This window comes from Variovorax sp. PMC12, from assembly GCF_003019815.1.
Lineage (GTDB): Bacteria > Pseudomonadota > Gammaproteobacteria > Burkholderiales > Burkholderiaceae_C > Variovorax.
The window spans coordinates 4,532,157-4,553,573 of sequence record NZ_CP027773.1; the positions used below are offsets into that span (position 1 = coordinate 4,532,157).

At 69.8% G+C, this 21,417-nt stretch carries 22 protein-coding genes; 9 read left to right on the forward strand and 13 right to left on the reverse strand.

All coding sequences use genetic code 11. The features are described from left to right. Positions 1 to 63 precede the first annotated feature (63 nt). A complete protein-coding gene (locus tag C4F17_RS20990) occupies positions 64 to 519 on the reverse strand; it encodes a MarR family winged helix-turn-helix transcriptional regulator (protein ID WP_106936538.1) in 456 nt (151 codons plus the stop codon). A 112-nt stretch (positions 520 to 631) separates the two neighbouring features. Here C4F17_RS20990 and C4F17_RS20995 point away from each other — a divergent pair, with 112 nt between their 5' ends. Continuing rightward, complete coding sequence (locus C4F17_RS20995; RefSeq protein ID WP_234382251.1) at positions 632 to 2,233, forward strand: glycosyltransferase family 39 protein; 1,602 nt, start codon at positions 632 to 634, stop codon at positions 2,231 to 2,233. 7 nt (positions 2,234 to 2,240) lie between these two features. Here C4F17_RS20995 and C4F17_RS21000 read toward each other — a convergent pair whose 3' ends face one another. Next, positions 2,241 to 3,080, reverse strand: a complete 840-nt coding sequence (locus tag C4F17_RS21000; protein WP_106936540.1) for an ABC transporter permease — start codon at positions 3,078 to 3,080, stop codon at positions 2,241 to 2,243. Positions 3,081 to 3,083: 3 nt separating this feature from the next. Next, positions 3,084 to 4,106: an ATP-binding cassette domain-containing protein gene (locus tag C4F17_RS21005; RefSeq protein WP_234382259.1), complete on the reverse strand. Its 1,023-nt coding sequence runs from the start codon at positions 4,104 to 4,106 to the stop codon at positions 3,084 to 3,086. 21 nt (positions 4,107 to 4,127) lie between these two features. Here C4F17_RS21005 and C4F17_RS21010 point away from each other — a divergent pair, with 21 nt between their 5' ends. Genes C4F17_RS21010 through C4F17_RS21020 form a run of 3 tightly spaced genes read left to right on the forward strand, consistent with a single transcriptional unit; the run spans position 4,128 to position 6,282 of the window. Continuing rightward, entirely contained in the window at positions 4,128 to 4,970 is an 843-nt protein-coding gene (locus C4F17_RS21010; RefSeq protein WP_081267526.1) for a hypothetical protein, read from the forward strand. Continuing rightward, the gene (locus tag C4F17_RS21015) at positions 4,967 to 5,650 is read left to right on the forward strand and encodes a hypothetical protein (protein ID WP_106936541.1); all 684 of its coding nucleotides are present in this window, start codon (positions 4,967 to 4,969) and stop codon (positions 5,648 to 5,650) included. Before C4F17_RS21010 ends, C4F17_RS21015 begins: the two co-directional genes overlap by 4 nt. Further along, entirely contained in the window at positions 5,647 to 6,282 is a 636-nt protein-coding gene (locus C4F17_RS21020) for a hypothetical protein (protein ID WP_234382262.1), read from the forward strand. The genes C4F17_RS21015 and C4F17_RS21020 overlap by 4 nt, the downstream gene beginning before the upstream one ends. Here the strand turns inward: C4F17_RS21020 and C4F17_RS21025 are convergent. Further along, a complete protein-coding gene (locus C4F17_RS21025) occupies positions 6,272 to 7,162 on the reverse strand; it encodes a LysR family transcriptional regulator (protein ID WP_106936542.1) in 891 nt (296 codons plus the stop codon). The two genes, C4F17_RS21020 and C4F17_RS21025, sit on opposite strands and share 11 nt — an antisense overlap. A 119-nt stretch (positions 7,163 to 7,281) precedes the next feature. Here C4F17_RS21025 and C4F17_RS21030 point away from each other — a divergent pair, with 119 nt between their 5' ends. Then, a complete protein-coding gene (locus tag C4F17_RS21030; protein ID WP_106936543.1) occupies positions 7,282 to 7,932 on the forward strand; it encodes a glutathione S-transferase family protein in 651 nt (216 codons plus the stop codon). Continuing rightward, positions 7,929 to 8,918, forward strand: a complete 990-nt coding sequence (locus tag C4F17_RS21035; RefSeq protein WP_106936544.1) for a pyridoxamine 5'-phosphate oxidase family protein — start codon at positions 7,929 to 7,931, stop codon at positions 8,916 to 8,918. Before C4F17_RS21030 ends, C4F17_RS21035 begins: the two co-directional genes overlap by 4 nt. Here the strand turns inward: C4F17_RS21035 and C4F17_RS21040 are convergent. Then, positions 8,876 to 10,045 (reverse strand): cytochrome P450, encoded by a 1,170-nt coding sequence (locus tag C4F17_RS21040; protein ID WP_106936545.1) that lies wholly within the window; start codon positions 10,043 to 10,045, stop codon positions 8,876 to 8,878. The two genes, C4F17_RS21035 and C4F17_RS21040, sit on opposite strands and share 43 nt — an antisense overlap. Before the next feature lie 83 nt (positions 10,046 to 10,128). Here C4F17_RS21040 and C4F17_RS21045 point away from each other — a divergent pair, with 83 nt between their 5' ends. Further along, positions 10,129 to 10,821: an ArsR/SmtB family transcription factor gene (locus tag C4F17_RS21045; protein ID WP_106936546.1), complete on the forward strand. Its 693-nt coding sequence runs from the start codon at positions 10,129 to 10,131 to the stop codon at positions 10,819 to 10,821. Between the two features lie 19 nt (positions 10,822 to 10,840). On the opposite strand, the gene C4F17_RS21050 is transcribed toward C4F17_RS21045, so the two are convergent. From C4F17_RS21050 to C4F17_RS21080, 7 genes are all read right to left on the reverse strand, one after another. Further along, entirely contained in the window at positions 10,841 to 11,851 is a 1,011-nt protein-coding gene (locus C4F17_RS21050) for a Bug family tripartite tricarboxylate transporter substrate binding protein (protein WP_172839819.1), read from the reverse strand. 107 nt (positions 11,852 to 11,958) lie between these two features. Further along, positions 11,959 to 13,476 (reverse strand): AMP nucleosidase, encoded by a 1,518-nt coding sequence (locus C4F17_RS21055; RefSeq protein ID WP_106936547.1) that lies wholly within the window; start codon positions 13,474 to 13,476, stop codon positions 11,959 to 11,961. Positions 13,477 to 13,708: 232 nt separating this feature from the next. Continuing rightward, positions 13,709 to 14,257 (reverse strand): TIGR00725 family protein, encoded by a 549-nt coding sequence (locus C4F17_RS21060; protein WP_106936548.1) that lies wholly within the window; start codon positions 14,255 to 14,257, stop codon positions 13,709 to 13,711. Continuing rightward, the gene (locus C4F17_RS21065; protein WP_106936549.1) at positions 14,208 to 15,029 is read right to left on the reverse strand and encodes an ABC transporter permease; all 822 of its coding nucleotides are present in this window, start codon (positions 15,027 to 15,029) and stop codon (positions 14,208 to 14,210) included. Before C4F17_RS21065 ends, C4F17_RS21060 begins: the two co-directional genes overlap by 50 nt. A gap of 13 nt (positions 15,030 to 15,042) precedes the next feature. Further along, on the reverse strand, positions 15,043 to 16,122 hold the full coding sequence (locus C4F17_RS21070) for an extracellular solute-binding protein (RefSeq protein ID WP_106936550.1): 1,080 nt from the start codon (positions 16,120 to 16,122) through the stop codon (positions 15,043 to 15,045). 22 nt (positions 16,123 to 16,144) lie between these two features. Continuing rightward, a complete protein-coding gene (locus C4F17_RS21075) occupies positions 16,145 to 17,173 on the reverse strand; it encodes an ABC transporter ATP-binding protein (RefSeq protein ID WP_106936551.1) in 1,029 nt (342 codons plus the stop codon). Positions 17,174 to 17,183: 10 nt separating this feature from the next. Beyond that, positions 17,184 to 17,969, reverse strand: a complete 786-nt coding sequence (locus C4F17_RS21080) for an ABC transporter permease (RefSeq protein WP_081270425.1) — start codon at positions 17,967 to 17,969, stop codon at positions 17,184 to 17,186. A 166-nt stretch (positions 17,970 to 18,135) separates the two neighbouring features. On the opposite strand from C4F17_RS21080, the gene C4F17_RS21085 reads away from it, so the two are divergent. Beyond that, entirely contained in the window at positions 18,136 to 19,050 is a 915-nt protein-coding gene (locus C4F17_RS21085; protein ID WP_106936552.1) for a LysR substrate-binding domain-containing protein, read from the forward strand. Between the two features lie 28 nt (positions 19,051 to 19,078). Further along, a complete protein-coding gene (locus C4F17_RS21090; RefSeq protein WP_106936553.1) occupies positions 19,079 to 19,993 on the forward strand; it encodes a ketopantoate reductase family protein in 915 nt (304 codons plus the stop codon). Here C4F17_RS21090 and gorA read toward each other — a convergent pair whose 3' ends face one another. Further along, positions 19,994 to 21,352 (reverse strand): glutathione-disulfide reductase, encoded by a 1,359-nt coding sequence (gene gorA / locus C4F17_RS21095; protein WP_081270422.1) that lies wholly within the window; start codon positions 21,350 to 21,352, stop codon positions 19,994 to 19,996. Positions 21,353 to 21,417: the final 65 nt, after the last annotated feature.

Genomic DNA, 21,417 nt, shown 5'->3' on the forward strand with positions numbered 1-21,417 from the left:
GGAAAAGCCTCGGCCGCAAGCAGCCTCGGCGGGGAGAAACGGAGAACAAAAACGGGCGCTGCGTCAGGCGGCTTTCCTGATGCGGTCGCGCAGCGCCTGGATCTGCTGGGTGAGCGAAACCAGCTCGGGCACCGAGCACTGGGCAGCAGCCATCAGGCACTCGGGCACGTCGGCCGCGCGGGTCTTGAGCTTGCGGCCGACGGCCGTCAGCGTGATGTGCACCCGGCGCTCGTCGGCCACGTCGCGCACGCGGGTCACGTAACCGTTGGCTTCCAGCCGCTTGAGCAGCGGGGTGAGCGTGCCGGAGTCGAGCGACAGGCGGTCGCCCAGCGCGGAGACCGTCGGGCCGTCCTGCTCCCACAGCGAGAGCATCACGAGGTATTGCGGGTAGGTGAGCTGCAGCTTTTCCAGCACCGGCTTGTAGAGCCGGGTCATGGCCAGCGAGGCGGAATACACGGCAAAGCACAGCTGGTTGTCCAGCTTGAGCATTTCGTCGGCGGAGACGGGTGTGGAGCGCATGGGTCGAATTGTAGCGAGCAATTGAATTGCGTACAATGTAAAGTTAAGGTAAACGTCGTGCCACACTTGGGACTTTGGTTTTCATCCCGCCTCCCGTTTCGCCCCACCCCGTATGCGACTCTCCCCGATTCCCTCGACAGGAAACGCCACGCCCCTGGCCGTCCCGCCTCCTGCCCTGCAGCGCAACATCCTGTGGGCCTTGGCGGCGATGCTGCTGCTGTGGACCCTGTCCTTCAGCTGGTTCTATCCGACCCCGCCCTGGGACAACGTCGAGGAGCTGTTCTGGGGCAGCAGCTTCGAATGGAGCTACTACAAGCATCCGCCGCTGCCGAGCTGGCTGATGGGCGCCCTGATGCTGCTGGGCGGGCGCGAGCCCTGGCTGACCTACGCGGCCGGTGTCGGCTGCGGCGTGGGTGCGCTCTGCCTGGTGTGGCGCTGGTCGCTCGAAATGGTCCACCCGGCGCGCGCGGCGCTGGCCGTGCTGCTCGGCTCGCTGGTGGCCTACCACGTGCAGCGCGCGGTCATCTACAACCACAACACCGTGCAACTGCTGCCGCTGGCCGGCTACTGGTGGATGCTGTGGCGCGTGCTGCACGCGCCTTCGTCGTCGAAGCTGCGTGACTGGGCCTGGCTGGGCGTCTTCGCGGCGCTGTCGATGCTCACCAAGTACAGCGCCGTGGTGCAGTTCGCGGTGGGCGCGGCCTTCATCGTGCGGCAGGGCCTGTGGCGCGATGCGCATGTGCGGCGCGGCCTGCTGCTGGCGGCCGGCGTCGCGCTGGTGCTGATGGCGCCGCACCTGTGGTGGGTGCTGGAGCACTCCGGCCGCAGCATCGACTACGCGCGCCATTCGGTCCACCCGGGCACGCACGGGCACGGCTTTCGCCACCTGGTGCATGTGTTCCTGGTGCAGGTATCCCGCCTGTTGCCGATGCTGCTGCTGGTCGGCTGGGCCTGGTTCACCCGGGCTGCCGTCGCGCCCGCGCCCTCATCGGCCGCCACGCCGGGGCTGAACGCGTTCGACCGGCGCTTCCTGGCCTGGGCCACGCTGGGGCCCATGTGCCTCGTGTTTCCCGCGGCGGTGCTGCTGAAGGTTCCGCTGGTTCCCTCGTGGCTCGGCACCTTCTTCCTGCCGGCCGCGCTGTGGGCAGTGGCCGTGCTGCCCGGCCTCGAGGCGGAGCGATGGAGCCGCCGCCGCTGGCGCGGCGTGATCGTCACGGTGGCGGTGCTCCATGTGGCCGGCGCGCTCGGCCAAGCCTGGGTCGACGGCGTGCTGAGCAAGCGCCTCGGCTACATCACGCGTGCCAACCTGCCGGCGCAGGAAGTTGCGGACGCTGTTCGTGACATCTGGCGCGACCGCGTCGGCGACCGCCCGCTCACGCTGCTGGTGGGCGACACCTGGTTCGCCGGCGCGGTGGCGCTGAGGATGGACCCGTCGACGCAGTTGCTGATCGACGGCGACGAGCGCAATTCGCCGTGGCTGCCTCCGGGCACGCTGGCGCGCGAAGGCGGCATGGTGCTGATCCTCGACACGCACGAGTTCCGCTCCGAAGGCGCGCTGCTCCAACCCCGGCTCGCCCTGGCCGACTGCCGCGGCACGCTGGACATCCCGTGGGCCGGAACCGACGAGCACAACAGGCTGCGCATGCGCTGGGGCATCGTGCTGCCGCAGGGAGAGCGCGCAGCGAAGAACTGCGCGGCGGATGCGAAGAAGTAGCGCGGCCTCAGCCCCTGAACCGCTTGCGCGTCAACGCCAGCGCGATCCAGAAGGCGACGACCGCGTACACCGCCAGCACCGCCGCATGCACCCACCAGCCTGCCGGCCACTGGTCCATGAACAGCGGCCGCACCAGCGCCACCGCATTCGTCAGCGGCAGCCAGGCCGCCACGGCCTTGACCGCGGAGGGCAGCTGTTCGAGCGGAAAGAACACGCCGCTCAGGAACATCATCGGCGTCATGAACAGCGTGAAGTAGTAGGTGAAGAAGTCGTAGCCCTTGGCCAGCGCGTTGAAGATCAGCGCAATCGACGAGAAGGTGATGCCCGCGCCCACCAGCACCATCCACGCGACGATGAGCTTCGGGCTGTGGCTGATGCCCAGCCCGAGCATCACGAACAGGATGGCCGTGACCGTGAAGATCGACTTGAACGCCGCCCACAGCATCTCGGCCAGCACGATGTCGTCGAGCCCGACCGGCGCGTTCATGATGCCGTCCCAGGTCTTCTGCACGTGCATGCGCGAGAACGCCGAGTACAGCGCCTCGAAGCTCGCCGCGTTCATCGCGCTCATGCAGATCGACCCGCTCGCCAGGAACAGGATGTACGGCACCTTCACGCCGTCGACCGCCACCTGACCCACCAGCGCGCCCATGCCGTAGCCGAAGGCCACCAGCCAGATCAGCGGCTCGGCGATGTTGCCGATCAGGCTGGGAATGGCCAGCTTGCGCCACACCAGCAGGTTGCGCAGGAACACCGGCCACCAGCGCAGCGAGATTTCGGGCGCGCGCCAGACCGAGGGCGAAGCGGGCGCGTTCGTTTTTGTTGTTGTGGTGGTTGTCGTGTCCATGGCCTAGCCGTCCTCGCGAATCTGGCGGCCGGTGAGCTTGAGGAACAGGTCCTCCAGGTTCGCCGGCCGGTGAAAGGTGCGCAGCCCGCCGTGCCGCGTCAAGGCGTCGAGCAGGCGCCGCGCGTCCTGTGTGTAGAAGAACACCGTCTCGCCGCTCACTTCCACGCGCGCGGCCATCGCCTTCAGTTCGGCCGATTCGGCCAGCGACAGCGCGCCGTTGCCGTACACCTCGACCACGTCGGGCTCCAGGTGCTCGGCGATCAGGTCGCGCGGTCGGCCTTCGGCGATCTTGCGGCCGTGGTCGAGCACCAGCAGGCGCGAGCACAGGCGCTCGGCCTCGTCCATGAAGTGCGTGGTCAGCAAAATCGACTTGCCCTGCTGCAGCAGCACCTGCAGCCGCTCCCACATCAGGTGGCGCGCCTGCGGGTCGAGCCCGGTGGTGGGCTCGTCGAGCAGCAGCAGCTTGGGGTCGTTGACCAGCGCGCGCGCCAGCGACAGCCGCCTGCGCATGCCGCCCGACAGTTCGCCCGGCTTGGCATCGGCCTTGTGCGACAGCGCCGCGAACTCCAGCAGTTGAGGCACGCGCTCGCGCACCTGCGCCTTGCCGAAGCCGAAGTAGCGGCCGTACACCACCAGGTTCTCGGCGCAGCTGAAGTCGGGGTCGAGCGTGTCGAACTGCGACACCACGCCCAGCTGCGCCTTGATGGCCAGCGCGTCGCGCGGCATCTGCAGGCCCAGCGCGGATATCTCGCCGCCGTCGGGCGCGGTGAGGCCCAGGCACATGCGGATGGTGGTGGTCTTGCCGGCGCCGTTCGGGCCGATCACGCCCAGGCATTCGCCGGGCGCGATCTCGAACGACAGGTCGTCGACCACGGTGGTCTCGCCATAGCGCTTGCGCAGCCGGCTGACCTGGAAGAGGGGAGGGGTGGGGGCGGTTGTGGGCTGCACGCGGCGATTCTGACGCAGGCGTGCGCAATCCGCCCCCGCGGCTTGCCCGGGCCACGGCACAATCGCTGCCAAATGCATTTCACGGGGGGAGGCCCAAAGATGCTGCGTTTCCTGTTGGCGCTGTCTCTCCTGATGGCGCTCGGCGCCTGCGCGCCGTTTCATCGGCCGCTGTCGTCCGCGGACCGGGGCAAGGTCCGGGAGGTGGACGTGCGCGTGGTCGTCGCCCAGGAGAGCTTCATGTTCTCCGCGCAATCGCCCGGCGTGAGCGCTGCCACCGGCGGCGGGCTGATCGGCGCGCTGATCGACTCGTCGGTGCAGCAGTCGCGCCAGAAAGACATGAGCGCCGAGGTGCAGGCCATCGTCGGCCCGCTGCTCGACTACGACTACCGCGCCGAGGCGGCCCGCGCGCTCGAGGCGCAACTGGCCGACCCGAGTTCCTTTCCGCTGAAGATCCGCTCTGCGCAATTGCTTGCCGCCATGCCGGTCAAGGCCGCGCACGAAGCCCGCATCGCCGCCACCCGGGACGGCCCCGCGTACATGGTGGTGTGGCTGCAATACGCGCTCGAGCCCGGACTCGGCGCTTTCACCACGCGCGCCTCCGCGCTGCTGTGGCAGGACGGCAAGAGCGAGCCCAGCTACCGCACCGCCGCCATTTTCCAGACGCCCATCGGCGGCACCGCGCGCGCCACCGTCATCCGCCGCCTCACGGCCGACGACGGACAGGTGCTGCGCGGCGTGATGCGCGACTCGATGACGCAGACCCTGCGCGCGGTGGCGATGGACATTGCCGGCGCGCGCTCCGGCGCGGTGAAGACCGCGCGCTTCAACGTCAACGGCTCGTGGGTGACCGTGGCCGGCGCGAGCTTCGACGAGCAGCCGGGACGCGTGCTGTTCCGCGACCAGGACGGTGCCCTCTACTCCGTCAGGAGCGCAGCCCCATGATGCAAATACGCGCGCGGAGTGCCGCCGCCCTGTGTGTCCTTTCGGCGCTCTGCGCCATGCCGGGCCTGTCGCATGCGCTGACCGAGACCGAGCCGCTTTCCATGGTGTTCGAGCCGGCGCCCGAGGCGGCGGAGCGGCCCAACAGCCCGCCGGTCGCGCGGCTGCACGTCGCCAATGGCTGCACCCTGTACCTGCCGGCCATCGACGACCTGCGCCTGAACAAGGCCAACGTGGGCAACCTGACCGTGATGCTGCCCACCTTGCACGCCACGCCGGTGTCGGTGCAGTCCATCCAGGGCGGCGACGCCGGCCCGTGGATTCGCGGGGCGCTGCAGTCGGCCGGCCGCTACGGGCTGCAGGTGGTGGCCGCCGCGCCGCCGTCGCCCGGTGCCGCACGGCAGGTGACGGCCGATGTGGCGCTGCGCCTTGCGCATGCGTGGTCCGCCGGGCTGAACCTGGTCTCTCATGTCGTGCTGCAGGCCACCTACCGCAGACCCGGCGCCGAGCCCGTGGTGCGCCAGTACCACGGCATGGGCACGCGCACCAACTGGGCCAACGGCAACGGCGAATTCATGTCGGTGCTGAACCTCGGCATCGAGGAAGCCGTGCGCGGCATGGCCACCGATGCCGCGGCGCTGTGCGATGGCAGGCCCTTGCCCGAACGGGCGGCCGTGCCATGAAGCCCATGCTGAAGCTGCACCTGACCTGCGGCGCGCTGCACGCGTCGCAGATTCCTTTCTTCGTCGCGGTGTGCGAGCAGGCCGGGCTGCGGCCGCTGCTGATCGACCATCACCACCATCGCGGCGGCAACGATCATGGTGGCGGTGATCGCAAGCAGCAGCCTTCGGCCATCGCCTGGCTGCGTGCCGACTTCGAAGAAGCCAAGGCCGAGGCCATGGCGCTGGCGCAATGGCTGGCGCGCGCGGGCATGGCCGTGCTGGGCGTGAAGGTCGATGCGCAGGTGCATGACGCCGACAGGCTGGGCCGCGCCGGACGGTACTTCGAGTGGCGCGGCAAGCTGCGCCAGCTGCACGACCTCTCCGCGCTGCAGCAGCTGTGCGAGGCGCACGGCGCACAGCTGTCGCGCGACAGCCTGCGCGAAGAAGCCGACACCTGCTTCCTCACGCTGCGCAGCCGCGAGCCACTGGATGCGTTCAGCGTGCGCGTGGTGGCGCTGTGCGAGCAACTCCACCGCGACGGCTGGTCTCTGCTGGCGCAGGACTCCGAGATCTGCCTGCACGACAGCCGGGAGACACCCGAGATGCCCGGAGCCGACTGGCTCGCACCTTACCTGGGGTCTGCTAGAGCCTGAGTTCGCTGAACTCCATCTTCATCCAGTCGATGAAAGCCCGCGTGCGCGCCGGCAGCAACCGCGCGTTCGGGTAGATCACGCTCACGGGCCGCGGCTGCGGCTCGAAGTCTTCCAGCACCAGCGCGAGCCGCCCCTGCGCCACGTGCGGCATCACCTGGTAGGAGAAGAAGGTGCCGAAGCCCATGCCCGCCGCGCAGGCTTCGATGGCCGGTGCGATGTGGTTGAACTCCAGCCGGTTGTCCGGCGTCACGCCGATGGTCTTGCCGCCGTCGCGGAACAGCCATTGCGGCGGCGCATCGACCCGGCCGCGCACGCAGGGCGCGCCGTTCAGCTCGCGCGGATGTTGCGGCGTGCCGTGCGCTGCCAGGTAGGCGGGGCTGGCCGCCACCACGCGGCGGATGGTGCCCAGCGTCTGCGCCACCAGCGACGAGTCTTCCAGCGGGCTGATGCGGATGCCCACGTCGACGCCCTCTTCGAGCAGGCTCACCGTGCGGTCGTACAGGCGCACGCTGCAGCGCACCTTTTCATAGCGCTTCATGAAGCGCACGATGGCCGGCGCCACGTACATGTGGCCGAACAGCACCGGCGCGGTGATGGTGAGCTGCCCGGCCGGCTCGCGTGCCTCGGCCTTCAGCGCGAGGTCGGCGGCGTCGGCCGCCAGCAGCACTTCGCGCGCGCTCGGCAGGTAGTGGCGGCCCTCCTCGGTCAGCGAAAGGCGGCGCGTGGTGCGGTGGAACAGGCGCACGCCCAGGTGCGCCTCCAGCGACGCCAGCGAGCGCACCACCGCGGGCAGCGAAGTGCCGAGCGCCTCGGCGGCGCGGGTCAGGCTGCCCTGGTCGGCAATCTGCACGAAAGTCTGCATGGCCTTGAAACGATCCATGGCGCGATTAAACCGGAAATCGCAGCAGTCAAATACAGAAGTGGCTATTCATTCATCCGGCGCAAGAGAGAAGAATCGGCACCGTACTCGCTCAAAGACATCCCAGAAGGACCCTCGCCATGAACGCCACCCGACCCATTCGCCCCATCAAGCTCTACGGCGCCGCCATTTCGGGCCACGTGCACAGAGTGCGCCTCTTCCTCACGATGCTCGGCCTGCCCTTCGAGAACATCGAACTCGACATGCGCAAGCGCGAGAACCGCACGCCGGAGTTCCTGGCGCGCAACCTCTTCGGCCAGGTGCCGGTGATCGAAGACGGCGATCTGACGCTGGCCGACTCCAACGCCATCCTGGTCTACCTCAACGCGCGCTATTCGCCCGACCCCGCCCGCTGGATGCCGCAGGACGCGGTGGGCGCGGCGCAGGTGCAGCGCTGGTTCTCGGTGGCCGCCGGTCCGCTGGCGTACGGGCCCGCCGCCGCGCGCGTCATGGCGCTGTTCGGGCTGGCCACCGATCCGGCGGAGACGGTGACGCGCTCGCATGCATTGCTGGCGGTGATGGAGGCGCACCTGCGGCAACAGCCCTTCCTCGCGGGCCCGGCCGCCACCCTGGCAGATATCGCGAACTACGCCTACGTGGCGCACGCACCCGAAGGCAGGGTGTCGCTCGACGGCTACGCGCATGTGCGCGAATGGCTCGCGCGGGTGGAGGCGCTGCCCAGCTTCGTGCCAATGGTGCGCACGCCCGTCGGGCTCGCGGCGGCCGCATGATCGCCGCACCGTTCCATGCGGGCGAACGCGCGCTGCAGACGCTTGCGGGATCGCGCGAGCAGATGGAGGCCGCGGGCCCGCGCATCATCCGCGACTTCATGCCCGACCAGCACCGCGAGTTCTTCTCGCTGCTGCCCTTCATCGTGGCGGGCAGCATCGACGACGGGCTGCAGCCCTGGGCCAGCGTGCTCGCGGCGCCCGCCGGCTTCGTGCATTCGCCCGATGCCACGCACCTGCGCATCGACGCGCTGCCCGCGGCGGGCGATCCGCTCGCGGGCCAGCTGAAGCAGGGCGCGACGCTGGGCCTGCTCGGCATCCAGCCGCACACGCGGCGGCGCAACCGCATGAACGGCACCGTCGAGGCCATCGACGCGGCGGGCTTCATGGTCGAGGTGCAGCAGAGCTTCGGCAACTGCCCGCGCTACATCCAGGCACGCGAGCCGGTGTTCGCACCGCCGCGCGGTGATGCGGCGCCCGCGCAATGGCTCGACAAGCTCGACCTGGCGGCGCATCGGCTCATCGGCAGCGCCGACACGCTGTTCATTGCCACTGCGTATCCGAACGAAGTGGCGGTGGGCGACGATGCCGATGCGAGTTCGCACGGCGTCGATGTGTCGCATCGCGGCGGCCGGCCGGGCTTCGTGCGCATCGACGGCGACGACACGCTGACCGTGCCCGACTTCAACGGCAACCGCTTCTTCAACACGCTCGGCAACCTGGCGGCGCATCCGCGCGCGGGTCTGCTGTTCGTCGACTTCGACAGCGGCGACCTGCTGCATGTGGCGGTCACGGCCGAGATCGTCTGGAACGGCCCCGAGGTGGCCGCGTTCGAAGGCGCTGAACGGCTGATGCGCTTCCGTGTGACCCACGCCTTGCGCCGCCCGGCGGCACTGCCGTTGCGCTGGGGAGATGCGCAGCTGTCTGCGCATCTCGCGCACACCGGTCAGTGGAACACCGGCACGCGCGCCGCGACTGACGGCCGGTAGTGCCAGCCGCGCAGGAGCTGCGCGTCGACGTCGGGTGCGCGCTGCAGCAGGGCTTCGAGGCCGGCCGCCGCCAGCGTGCAGGCCAGGGTCTGCCCCGGGCAGGCGTGCGTGCCGTGGCCGAAGCCGAGCATGCGGCGCTTCGCACGCACGAGGACGAAGCTGTCGGGGTCGGGGTTGAACGCCGGATCACGGTTGGCCGAGGCCAGCAGCACCAGCACCGTGTCGCCCGCCGCGAGCGGCGTGCCCGCGATGGTGACGGGCGTTGCCACGAAGCGCCGCGTGTTGTGCACCGAAGGGTCGTGCCGCGCCGTCTCTTCGACGATGGCCTGCAGCCCGTCGCGCGTGCGTGCGGCCGTGCGCAGCGAGGGTTCGCGCAGCAGGGCGATGAGGCTGTTGCCCAGCAGGCCGGCCGTGGCGTCGCAGGTCTGTGAGAGCAGGCCGACCAGGTTGGCGAGCAGCGAGCGCGACGGTGCGGCGCTTTCGGCCATCACGGCCGCCAGCAGCGTGCCCCGGCGCGGCGGCGTGCCCGCGACCAGGTCTTCGAAGCGTGCCATCAATTCGCCTGCCGCCGTGCTTGCGCCCTGCAGTTGGCTCGCCGTCGACAGCGGCGACAGGCAGGCCACGAAGTCGCGCGTCCACAGGTCGACCTGCGGCAGCGCCTCGTCGGCAAAACCCAGCAGGTGCGCGACGGACCGCACCGGCATCGAGAACAACGTGTCGGACAGCGGCTGCTGCTGCGGCACTTGCCGCGCCACCTGCAGGGCAGCTTCGCGCACGGCGTTCAGATCGAGCCCGGCCAACGCCCGCTGCAGCGCGGGCCGTTGGACCTCGTGCGCTGTGCCGTCGTTCATGCGCACCAGGTGGCCGAACACCTCGCCGGCCGGGCTGCCCGCGATGGCGCTCGGCACCGGCTCGGCGGCCGGCCGAACGCGCAGAGCGCCGTGCGCCTGCAGCACTTCTTCGATCACCTCGGCACGGCTGGCCACCCAGAGGCGCAGCTTTTCGTTCCACGCCAGCGGTGGGCCGTTGCGCAGGCTGGCGTAGAAGGGGTAGGGGTCGGCATGCGTCGCGGCCGCGACCGGGTCGAGAGTCGCGTCGGGAGGGGTGGGGCTGTTGTTCCGGTCCATGGCCGCAGTGTGCGATCGGCGGCGCCGCCACACTTCGTCCGCGGCCGAAGTGTCGGATGCCGAGCCGTCTTACGATGAGGCGCATGGACACCCTCGATTCGACCGCCGATTTCCAGCTGGCCCGCGTAGCCGGCGCCATCGCCGAGCCGGCGCGCGCCCGCATGCTCAGCTGCCTGATGGACGGCCACGCACGCACCGCCACCGAACTCGCCACCGTGGCCGAGGTGGCCGCGTCCACCGCGAGCGCGCATCTTGCGCGGCTGAAGGAAGAGCGGCTGGTCGAACTGCTGGTGCAGGGCAAGCACCGCTACTTTCGCCTGGCCAACGACGACGTGGCCGCCGCGCTCGAAAGCCTGATGGTGATCGCCGGCACGCCGCGCGCGGCGGAGTTCAAGCCCAACACGCCGAGCCGCCTGCGCAGCGCGCGCACCTGCTACGACCACATGGCGGGCACGGCCGGCGTCGCACTGCACGACCGGTTGCATGCGCAAGGCTGGCTCAGCGGCTTGCAGAGCGGTTCCTACGAGCTCACGCCCGACGGCGCGATCGCGCTCGAAAGCCTGGGCGTGGAGGTGGACGCGGTGCGCCGCTCGCGCCGGCGCTTCGCCTGTGCCTGCCTCGACTGGAGCGAACGCCGGCCGCACCTGGGCGGCGCGCTCGGGGCCGCGTGGCTGCAGCTGTCGCTGCGGCGCGGATGGGTGCGGCAGGAACTGGACGGCCGCGCGCTCACGCTCACGCCGAAGGCGCAGCGCGAGATGCCGGAGCTTTTCGCCTGAGCGCCGGCAGGGTCCGACTTCAGGCCTTCAGCTTGAGCAGGTAGATCAGCGGGCCGGCCATCGCGGTGTCCAGCTCCAGGAAGCTCTCGAAGTCCTTGCCCGCCATCCAGTACGGGTCCCAGTTGTTGCGCTTGATGGTCTTCGCCCACAGGTCATGCGTGGTCGCGCGGCGCACCGCGTCGAGCAGCACGGCCTTGCGGTAGGGCGGCACCTTCTTGCCGGTCATCACGCCGCGCCAGTTGGCGAGGTCGGCGTCCACGCCCTGCTCGCGCACCGATGCGATGCCCTGGAACGGCTGCTTCGACGACACGCCGATGGCGCGCAGCCGGCCGCTGGCCAGGCTGTCGCTGAATTCGCTGAAGCCCGAGATGCCCGCCACCGCCTTGCCGCTCTCCAACGCCTCCACCACCTGCGCGCCGCCTGGGTGCGGCTGGTAGACCAGCGAGGAGGAAGCGCCCGCCACGCGCGCCAGCATGCCGGCGTACATGTGGTCCACGCCGCCGGCGGAGCCGCCCGCGACCACTGTATTGGCCGCGTCCGTGCGCAGCTGGGCGATCAGGTCCTTCGGCGTCTTGATGGGAGAGTCGGCCTTGACCGCCACCACTTCATAGTCGCTGGTGAGGCGTGCCACCGGCGACACGTTGCTCAGGGTCACGGCCGGCTTCTGCAGCGCCACGGCACCGACCATCACCATGCCGCTGACGAGCAGGGCCTCCGGGTCGGCGTCGTATTTCTCGACGTACTTGGCCAGGCCGATGGTGCCGCCCTTGCCGCCGATGTTCTCGTAGACCACGTTGCCCACCGCGCCCGAGGCCAGCAGCGCGGCGCCGAGCGCGCGGCCGGTCTGGTCCCAGCCGCCGCCTTCGTTCGCGGGAATCACGATGCGCAGCTTGCTGCCCGCCGGTGCGTCGGCCGCCCTGGCGACGCCGGGCCACAGCGCGGCGCCCCCTGTGCCTGCAGCTGCGGCCGATGCCGCGATCCATGCCGAGAAGTTGCGGCGCGAGAGAGTGACGGAAGGCGACTGGGGCATCTTGTTTCCGGTTTTCTGTGGGGAAACCGAATGATGTCCGCGAAAAGCGCCGATCCCGCCCGTGCGCGGGCAGGGACAAACCCGGATGCACGCCGGGCGCCCTTGCTTTACTGGAAGGCCACCTCGGCAAAGCTGCGCAGCTTGCGGCTGTGCAGGCGCGTGGAGCCTTCCTCGCGCAGGATGTCGATGGCCCGCATGCCGATGCGCAGGTGCTGTTCCACCCGTTCGCGATAGAAGTGGTTGGCCATGCCGGGCAGCTTGATCTCGCCGTGCAGCGGCTTGTCGCTCACGCACAGCAAGGTGCCGTAGGGCACGCGGAAGCGGAAGCCGTTGGCCGCGATGGTGGCGCTTTCCATGTCCAGCGCCACCGCGCGGCTCTGGCTGAAGCGGCGCTGCGGCTGGTTGCCGGGCAGCAGCTCCCAGTTGCGGTTGTCGGTGCTGGCCACCGTGCCGGTGCGCATGATCTTCTTGAGGTCGGGGCCCTCGTAGCGCGTGACGTCGGCCACGGCCTTCTCGAGCGCGAGCTGGATCTCCGACAGCGCCGGAATGGGCACCCACAGCGGCAACTCTTCGTCGAGCACGTGGTCCTCGCGCACGTAGGCGTGGGCCAGCACGTAGTCGCCCAGCTGCTGCGTGTTGCGCAGGCCGGCGCAGTGGCCCAGCATCATCCAGGCGTGCGGGCGCAGCACGGCGATGTGGTCGGTGATGGTCTTGGCATTGGCCGGGCCGACGCCGATGTTGACCATGCTGGTGCCGCTGCAGTCCTCGCGCACCAGGTGGTAGGCCGGCATCTGCGGCAGCCGCGGCGGTGCCGTGCCCTGGCTGCCGTCGAGCAGGTGGCCGAAGTTCTGGCTGCCGCCAGCGGCCAGGCCGCGGCGGCGCGTGACCACGTTGCCGGGCTCGATGAAGGCGATGTACTCGCTGTTCTCGTCGGCCATGGCCTCGTGGCCCAGCCGCACGAATTCGTCGATGTAGAACTGGTAGTTGGTGAACAGCACGAAGTTCTGGAACCAGTCGGGCGCGGTGCCGGTGTAGTGGCGAAGGCGGTGCAGCGAGTAGTCCACCCGCGCGGCCGTGAACAGCGACAGCGGTTGCGCCTCGCCGTCGCGCGCCTCGAAGGTGCCGTTGGCAATGCCGTCGTCCATCACGCCCAGGTCGGGCAGGTCGAACACGTCGCGCATGAGGGCGCGGCGCTCGGCGCTCATGGTGCCTTCGATGTGGTCGTTCTCGGCAAACGAGAAGTGGATGGGAATGGGCTGCGTGCTGGTGCCGATCTCCAGCTCGACCTGGTGGTTTTCCAGCAGCAGGCGGAACTGGTCGAAGTAGTAGCGCGAGAACAGGTCGGGCCGCGTCAGCGTGGTCTCGTAGCGGCCGGGGCCGGCCACGAAGCCGTAGCTCAGGCCGGCGTTGGCCGGCGGCGTGTGGCGCGAGACGGTGTGGGTATGCACCCGCACGAAGGGGTAGCAGGCCCGCACCCGGCCCGGCAGCGCCTCGCCGGCAACGAAGCGCAGCATCGATTCGCGAAGATGGGCCAGGCCGCCGTTGTAGATGGCCTTGACCTGTTCGAGTGCGGCGGCGGCATCGGCGAAGCGGGCGGGAGCGACGAAGGTGGGCATGTAGGGCATGGCGTCATTGTGCAATGCTTGTTTGAGGGCGTTGTTCGGGGTGCGCTCACGCCGCCGTCGTGAGCGTTCAGAGCACTTGTTGATCGAGCGGCACAACGGCAGCGCTCGTCGTGCACAGGGCGCCGGGTGCTCCCCGCAGCGAAATAAAGGAGGAGGCCGCAGGCCGGGGGACATTCGCGGAGGGGAGTACCCGGTGGCCTGTGCACGCACCCTGAACGAAAGCACCCAAACCTCAGCCCAGCAAGCACTCCAGCACCTTCGCAAGCATGTCGTTCACATCGACAGCCTGCACAGCCCCGGGCAGCGCCACATCGCCGTGCATCACGAACACCGGCTTGCCCCACTTCAGCCCCATCGCCATCTCCGACAGCGTGCCCATGTTGCCGCCGATGGCCACCAGGCACACGCCGCTGCGCGCGATGATGCCGTTGCGCATCTCGCCCATGCCCGTGGGAATGGCCACGCTGAGCCACTCGTTGGCGTTGCGGTCGTCGTCCTCCGGCAGGATGCCCACGGCGATGCCGCCTGCTTCCACCGCGCCGCGCGAGGCCGCGGCCATCACGCCGCCGCGCCCGCCGCACACCACCGACATGCCCGCGCGGGCCAGCGCATGCGCCACCGCATGGGCGGCCTCGCACTCGGCCGGGCCGCCGTCGCCGGGGCCGATCATCGCCACCGGCTGGCGGTGGCGCGACGGCCCCCGCTGCTTCTGCGCCAGGCGCGCCAGCGCCTCAGTGACCGGCGCCGACAGCACCGCGCTCGCGCCTTCGCGTAAAGACATCACCCACTCCCATCACGATCACACACACCACCATCAGCACCAGCGACAACGCCGCCGCCACCGCGAAATCGGAACCGCCGTCGCCCACCTGCGCCAGCAGCATCAGCGGCAGGATGTTGAGCTGCGTGCCCACCAGCGCCAGCGCCGTGCCGTAGGTGCCCATGGCAATCGCGGCGACCATGCAGGCGTTCGACAGCACCGAAGGCAGCACCTCGGGCACCACCGTGTCCCGGAAGGCGCGGGCTTTCGACGCGCCCAGCGTGCGCGCCGCCTGCGCCGGGCGCAGGTCGAGGTTCGCGAACACCGGGTACAGCGACAGCGCCACGCGCGGGATCAGGTAATAGGCATAGGCGAAGCCCAGGCCCGACACGCTGTAGATCCAGCTGCCCAGGGCCGCCGGGTCCGCGCCCAGCCCCGCGAGCAGCTGCGTCACGAAGCCGGCGCGCCCGAAGGCCAGGATGAAGCCGTAGGCGATCACCAGCCCCGAGAAAGCCAGCGGCAGGCCCAGCAGCGTCATCATCCACTGGCGCCGCGACGCCGGCTGGCGCGCCAGCTCGATCGCGATGCAGGTGCCCACCAGCGCCGACACCGCGCCCGCCGCCAGCCCGAGCGCCAGCGTGTTGCGCAGCGCGCCGAAGAACAGCGGGTTGCCGAACAGCCGCCCGAAGGCGCTGCCGCCTTCGCCGAAGGCCTCGGGCAGCAGCGCCGCCAGCGGCACCGCGAAGAACAGCGCCATGAAGGCCCAGGCGGGCCAGGCGCCAAAGCGTCGCATCACGGCTGACCGATCACTTGCCCAGGGCAGCCTGTGCCCACAGCTTGTCGATCTCGGCCTTGCGCTCCGAGGCCTTCACCACGTCCAGCGGCTTGATCTGCGGCGCGGGCGGCATCTTGGCGGCCACGTCGGCGCTCAGCTGCGTGCCCGGCACGGCCGGCCGCACGAAGCCCTGCGCGAACAGCGACTGGCCGGCCTCGCTCATGATGAAGTTCAGCCACAGCTTGCCGGCGTTCGGGTTCGGGCCGTTCTTCACCAGGCTGATGGCGTAGGGCGCGGCCACGCTGGCTTCCTTCGGAATGACGACTTCCATCGCGTCGCCCATGCCGTCGACGTGCTTGGCCTTCAGGCCGTCGTTCTCGTAGCTGATCCACACGGGAATCTCGCCCTTGAGGAACTTGGCGTAGGGCGTGGTGCCTTCCACGCGCAGCACGTTGCCGGCCGAATGCAGCTTGCCCAGGTAGTCGATGCCGGGCTGCACGTTGTCGACGCTGCCGCCGTTGGCGTAGGCCGCGGCGAAAGTCAGCACCTGGCCGATGCCGGTGGAGCGCGGGTCGAGGTAGACCACCGTGTTCTTGAACTCGGGCTTGAGCAGGTCGGCCCAGCCCGTGGGCACGTTCTTCACCAGCTTCTTGTTGACCAGGAAGGCGATGTTCAGCGTGTGGATGGTGAACCAGCGGCCTTCGGCCTCGCGGAACACGGGCGGCAGCTTGTCGAAGTTGACGGGCTTGAAGGGCGCGACCACGTCCTTCTTCGCGGCGTCGACGGCCGAGGCGGCGAAGTAGTAGGCGGTGTCGGCCTGCGGGCGGCGCCTGGTCTTCTCGAGCGCGACCACGGTGGCGGCGGAACCGATGTCGTTGTAGGTCAGCTCGATCTCGGGGTAGCGCTTCTTGAAGTCGCGGAACAGCGACTTCCAGTTGGCCCATTCGGGGCCGGTGTCGAAGGAGACGCACAGGCCTTCCTTCTGCGCCTCGGCGTACAGCGCCTTCTCGCCCGCATACAGCTCGGGGCCGTCGAAGGCGAAGGCGGTGCGGGCCGCGAGGGTGGCCAGCGGCAGTGCGCCGGCGGCTTGGATCAGTTGTCTGCGTTGCATGGTGGCTCCTTGAGGAAAGGGTTCAGTGGTCGAGTAAACGGATGTGCCCGGGCGCGATGGCGATGGCCTCCACGGCCGGCGCGGGCGATTCGGCAAGGAAGGGCCTGGCCGCGCCCGGCACCTCGAAGTCGTAGCGCGTGAGCGCACCCAGGTAGCGCTGCGCGCGGGTGCTGCCCGCGAGACGGTTCACGGCGTCGGCTGCCGGGTCGGCGCGGATGTGCTCGGGGCGCACCAGCACGTGCACCGCGGTGCCGAAGGCGCGCTGGCCGGTGTCGGCGAAGAGTTCGGCAAAGCCCAGGTCCAGCCGGCCCGGCGCGGCCACCTTGGCGGGCAGGATCGTCGAGAGCCCGACGAACTCGGCCACCGCGCGGCTCGCGGGGTTCTCGTAGATGTCGCGCGGCGTGGCGATCTGCAGCAGCCGGCCGTCCTTGAGCATGGCGACGCGGTCGGCCATGACCAGTGCTTCTTCCTGGTCGTGCGTGACCAGCAGCGTGGTGGCGTTGAAGCGCTGCTGTATGGCGCGGATCTGGTCGCGCAGGTGGCCGCGCACGCTGGCGTCGAGCGCCGACAGCGGCTCGTCGAGCAGCAGGGCGCGCGGGTCGATGGCCAGGGCGCGCGCCAAGGCCACGCGCTGCTGCTGGCCGCCCGAAAGCTGCGCCACGGCGCGCTGCGCAAAGTCGCCCAGCCCCACGATGTCGAGCAGCTCCTGCGCGCGCTGGCGTCGTTCGGTGGCCGCCACCTTGCGCAGCTTGAGCCCGTAGGCCACGTTGTCGAGCACGCTCAGGTGCGGGAACAGCGCGTAGCTCTGGAACACCATGCCGATGTTGCGCTGGTGCACGGGCGTGCGCGACATGTCTTCGCCGTCGAGCGCGATGCGGCCGGTGTGGCCCGTCTCCAGGCCCGACACCAGCTTCAGCAGCGTCGACTTGCCGGAGCCGCTGGGGCCGATCACCGCGACCAGCTCGCCGGTGCGCACGTCGAGCGACACGTCGTGCAGGCCGTGCGTGCTGCCGGGATAGTTGTAGTTGACGTTGTCGAGTAGGAGGCTCATGGCGTATCGGTCAGGCGCGTTGCTTCACGAGGGAAGAGGAAAGAAGCGCCGACGCGCTCGCCAGCACAAGAAGGATCACCGTGGCCGCGCAGGCGAAGCCCGTGGCGCCGTAGAAGGCCTGCAGCAGCACCACGGGGTAGGTGCGGTTCTGGAAGCTCGTGAGCAGGTTCGACACGCCGAACTCGCCCACCGAGATGGCCGCCACCATCACCAGCCCGCTGATCAGGCTCTGGCGCAGGCTCGGCAGCACGATGCCGGTGAACTGCTGCCAGCCCGAGGCGCCGAGCGTGGCCGCCGCCTGCTCGAGCCGGCCGAGGTCGAGGTGGCGCAGGTCGGTCAGCAGCGTGTTGGTGAGGTAGGGCAGGGTGAGGATCGCGTGCGCGGCTATCAGCAGCGGCATCGAGCCCAGCCAGGGCGCGAGATCGGTGTTGAACACGATCATGTAGCCGAAGGCCAGCGTGATGGCCGGCACCGCCACCGGCGTGGCGCTCACGATGCGCGCCGCCAGGCTGCCGCCGCGCTGCGCGCCGTGGTACAGCGCATAGGCCAGCGGCAAGGCCAGCACGGTGTTGATGGCGCAGGCCGACATGGCGACCACGAGGCTGCTGACGAAAGCCTTGCGGAACGAGGTGTCGAGCCACAGGTCGACGTACCACTGTCCGGTGATGCCGGTGGGCAGCAGCGTGTTGGTCCAGTTGCCGCCCACGCTGCCGATCATCAGCAGGGCGATGGGCAGCAGCAGGTACAGGCCGTAGATGAGCGAAATGCCGCGAACCAAGGTTGTCTCCAATGTCATGGACACCCGGCATACTTTCCGGATGCGCTACTGTCAGCGCCGGGCATGCCGCCGCGTTGCCCCGAATTCTAGGAACCGCGTGCGTACTTATGGGTGAAAGTTGGATGACGACACTTGAGCAATCAGAAAGCGTTTTTCACGCAGCTTTCATGAAGCGGAGCGATGCATGAAGCGCGACTGCCCCACCATCCAGGAGCTGCTGGCCTTCGACGCGGTGGCGCGCCACCAGAGCATCACGCTCGCGGCGGGCGCCCTGTGCATCACCGTGAGCGCGGTCAGCAAGCAGATCGCCGGGCTCGAGGCTTTCCTGGGCCGCGAGCTGCTGCAGAAGAACGGACGCGGCGTGCAGCTCACGCCGCAGGGCCGCGTGTACTGGCAGAAGATCTCGGGCGGGCTGCGCGCCATCGAGACCGCGACCTTCGAGGCCCGCTCGGGCGACGCGGGCGCGGGGCTCCTCACGCTGGCCAGCGTGCCCACCTTTCTCACCAAGTGGCTCATTCCGCGGCTGCCCGCCTTCAGCCAGAAGAGCCGCCACGTGATGCTGAGCTTCAGCCGCCACCTGGAGCCCAGCGACGGCATTCCGGCGGGCGTGGACGCCGCCATCCGCTACGGCCCCGACGGCTGGCCCGGCGTGGTGTCCGAGTACATCGCGGGGCGCGAGTTCGTGCTGATCGTGGCGCGCTCGCTGGTCGAGGGGCGCCACCGCATCGCGCAGCCCGCCGACATCACCGGCCACACGCTGCTGCATCACGAAGGCGCGCCCGGCGCGTGGCGGCAATGGGCCGCGCAGCACGGCGTGCCGGAAGTGCAGACGGTGGCGGGGCCGCGCTTCGCGCAGTATTCGGCGCTGATCCAGGCGGCGCTCAACGGACTGGGCATCGGCCTCGTGCCCAGGCTGCTGGTGCAGGAAGAGCTGGCCGAAGGCGCGCTGCTGAGCCCCTGCGGCACGCCGGTGAGCGTGAACCAGGGCCACTACCTCTGCTACCGGCCCGACCGGCTCGACCTGCCGGCCTTCGTGGCGTTCCGCGAATGGCTGCTGGCCGAGGGCGCGGCCTCGCGCGGCGCCGAGGCCGAGGCATGATCCCCGCAACATCCAAGGAGTCGCATCGATGAAAGTCGCAGTCATGGGCGCCGGCGCGGTCGGTTGCTACTACGGCGCCATGCTGGCGCGCGCGGGCCACGAGGTGGTGCTGATCGGCCGGCCCGCGCATGTGGAGGCCGTCAACGCCAACGGGCTGCGGCTGGAGACCCGGGCCTTCGACGAGCAGGTGCGAATGGCCGCGAGCACCGAACCCGGCGCGGTGCAGGGTGCCGACCTGGTGCTGTTCTGCGTCAAATCCACCGACAGCGAATCGGCCGCCGCGCAGATCGGGCCGCACCTGGCGCCGGGCGCGCTTGTGCTCACGCTGCAGAACGGCGTGGACAACGACGAGCGCGTGCGCGCGGTGCTGCCGGCGTCGAACGAAGTGGCCGCCGCCGTCGTCTACGTGGCCACCGGCATGGCCGGCCCCGGCCACGTGAAGCACAACGGCCGCGGCGAGCTGGTGATCGCGCCGTCGCGCCGCAGCGAAGAAGTCGCGCGGCATCTGGCGGCGGCCGGCGTGCCCACGCAGATCTCGGGCAACGTGCGCGGCTCGCTCTGGGCCAAGCTGATCCTCAACTGCGCCTACAACGCGCTCTCGGCCATCACGCAGCTGCCCTACGGCGTGCTCGTGCAAGGCACGGGCGTGAGCGACGTGATCCGCGACGTGGTGGCCGAGTGCCTCGCGGTGGCGAAGGCCGAAGGCGTCGAAGTGCCGGGCGACACCGACGCCGCCCTGCGCGGCATCGCGCAGACCATGCCCGCGCAGTATTCGTCGACCGCTCAGGACCTGGCGCGCGGCAAGCTCAGCGAGATCGACCACCTCAACGGGCTGGTCGTGCGGCGCGGCGAGGCGCTGGGCGTGCCCACGCCGGCCAACCGGGTGCTGTTCGTGCTGGTGAAGCTGCTGGAGGGCAAGCCGCAGCAGGCGGCACAGGCCTGATCAGCCGGGCATCGGCTCGCGCATGGTCACGAACTCTTCGGCGGCCGTGGGGTGGATGCCGATGGTGCTGTCGAACAGCGCCTTCGTCGCGCCCGCGCGCATCGCCACGGCAAAGCCCTGCACCACTTCCCCGGCATCCGCGCCCACCATGTGCAGGCCCACCACGCGGTCGGTGGCCTTGTCGACCACCAGCTTCATGAAGGTGCGCTCGTTGCGGCCCGACAGCGTGTGGCGCAGCGACTTGAACTCGCTCGAGAACACGGTCACTTCGCCGAACTTCGCGCGCGCTTCGATCTCGCCGTAGCCGCAGGTGCCGATGTTCGGGTGCGTGAACACGGCGGTGGGAATGAACTCGTAGTCGAGCCGGCGCTTGCCCTTGCCGAAGAGCTCGTCGACCACCACCATCGCCTCGGCCAGCGCCACCGGCGTGAGCTGCACGCGCGTGGAGACGTCGCCCACCGCGTAGATCGACGGCACCGAGCTGCGGTAGTGCGCATCGACCGCGATCGCGCCTTTCTCGTCGAGCTTCACGCCCGCGGCCTCCAGGCCCAGGCCCTGCGTGTTGGGCACGCGCCCGGTCGCGAAGAGCACCGTGTCGGCCTCGATCTGCTGGCCGCGTGCCAGCGTGACGGTGAGGCCGCCTGCGCCGCGCGCGACGGAAACGGCCTCGCAGTTGAGCCGCAGGTCGACACCCGCCTTGCCCATCTCGCTGGCGAGGAACTGCCGCACGTCGTCGTCGAAGCCGGTGAGCAGGTGCGCGCGGCGATGCAGCTGCGTCACCTTGGCGCCCAGGCCGTTGAAGATGGAGGCGAACTCGCAGGCGATGTAGCCGCCGCCCACCACCAGCAGGCGCCTGGGGAACGGGTCGAGGTCGAACATCGCGTCGGAGGTCACGATGTGCTCGCGGCCCGGAATGTCGGGCACGAAGGGCGTGCCGCCGGTGGCTACCAGCAGGTGGCGCGCCGTGTGGCGCTTGCCGTCGATCTCGACCGTGTGGGCATCGACCAGCTGGGCCCAGCCGGTGACGAGCGTCACGCCGGCGTTCTTCAGCAGCGAGCCGTAGATGCCGTTGAGCCGGCCGATCTCTTTCGCGCGCTGCGACTTGAGATGCGCCCAGTCGAACTGCGGGGCCTGCGGCAGCTTCCAGCCGTAGCCCGCGGCCTCCTCGAAGGATTCGGCGTAGCCGGCCGCGTAGCTGTAGAGCTTCTTGGGTATGCAGCCCACGTTGACGCAGGTGCCGCCGAGATCGGCGGCCTCGGCCAGCCCGACGCGCGCGCCGGTTTGCGCCGCCATGCGCGCGGCGCGCACGCCGCCGCTGCCGCCGCCGATGACGAAGAGATCGAAGTCGAATGTGGGCATGAAAAGCTCCTTGGCCGCCGACTTTAGCGGCCGGTGGATTGGCGGAGCTTTCGGCGGGGCTTCCG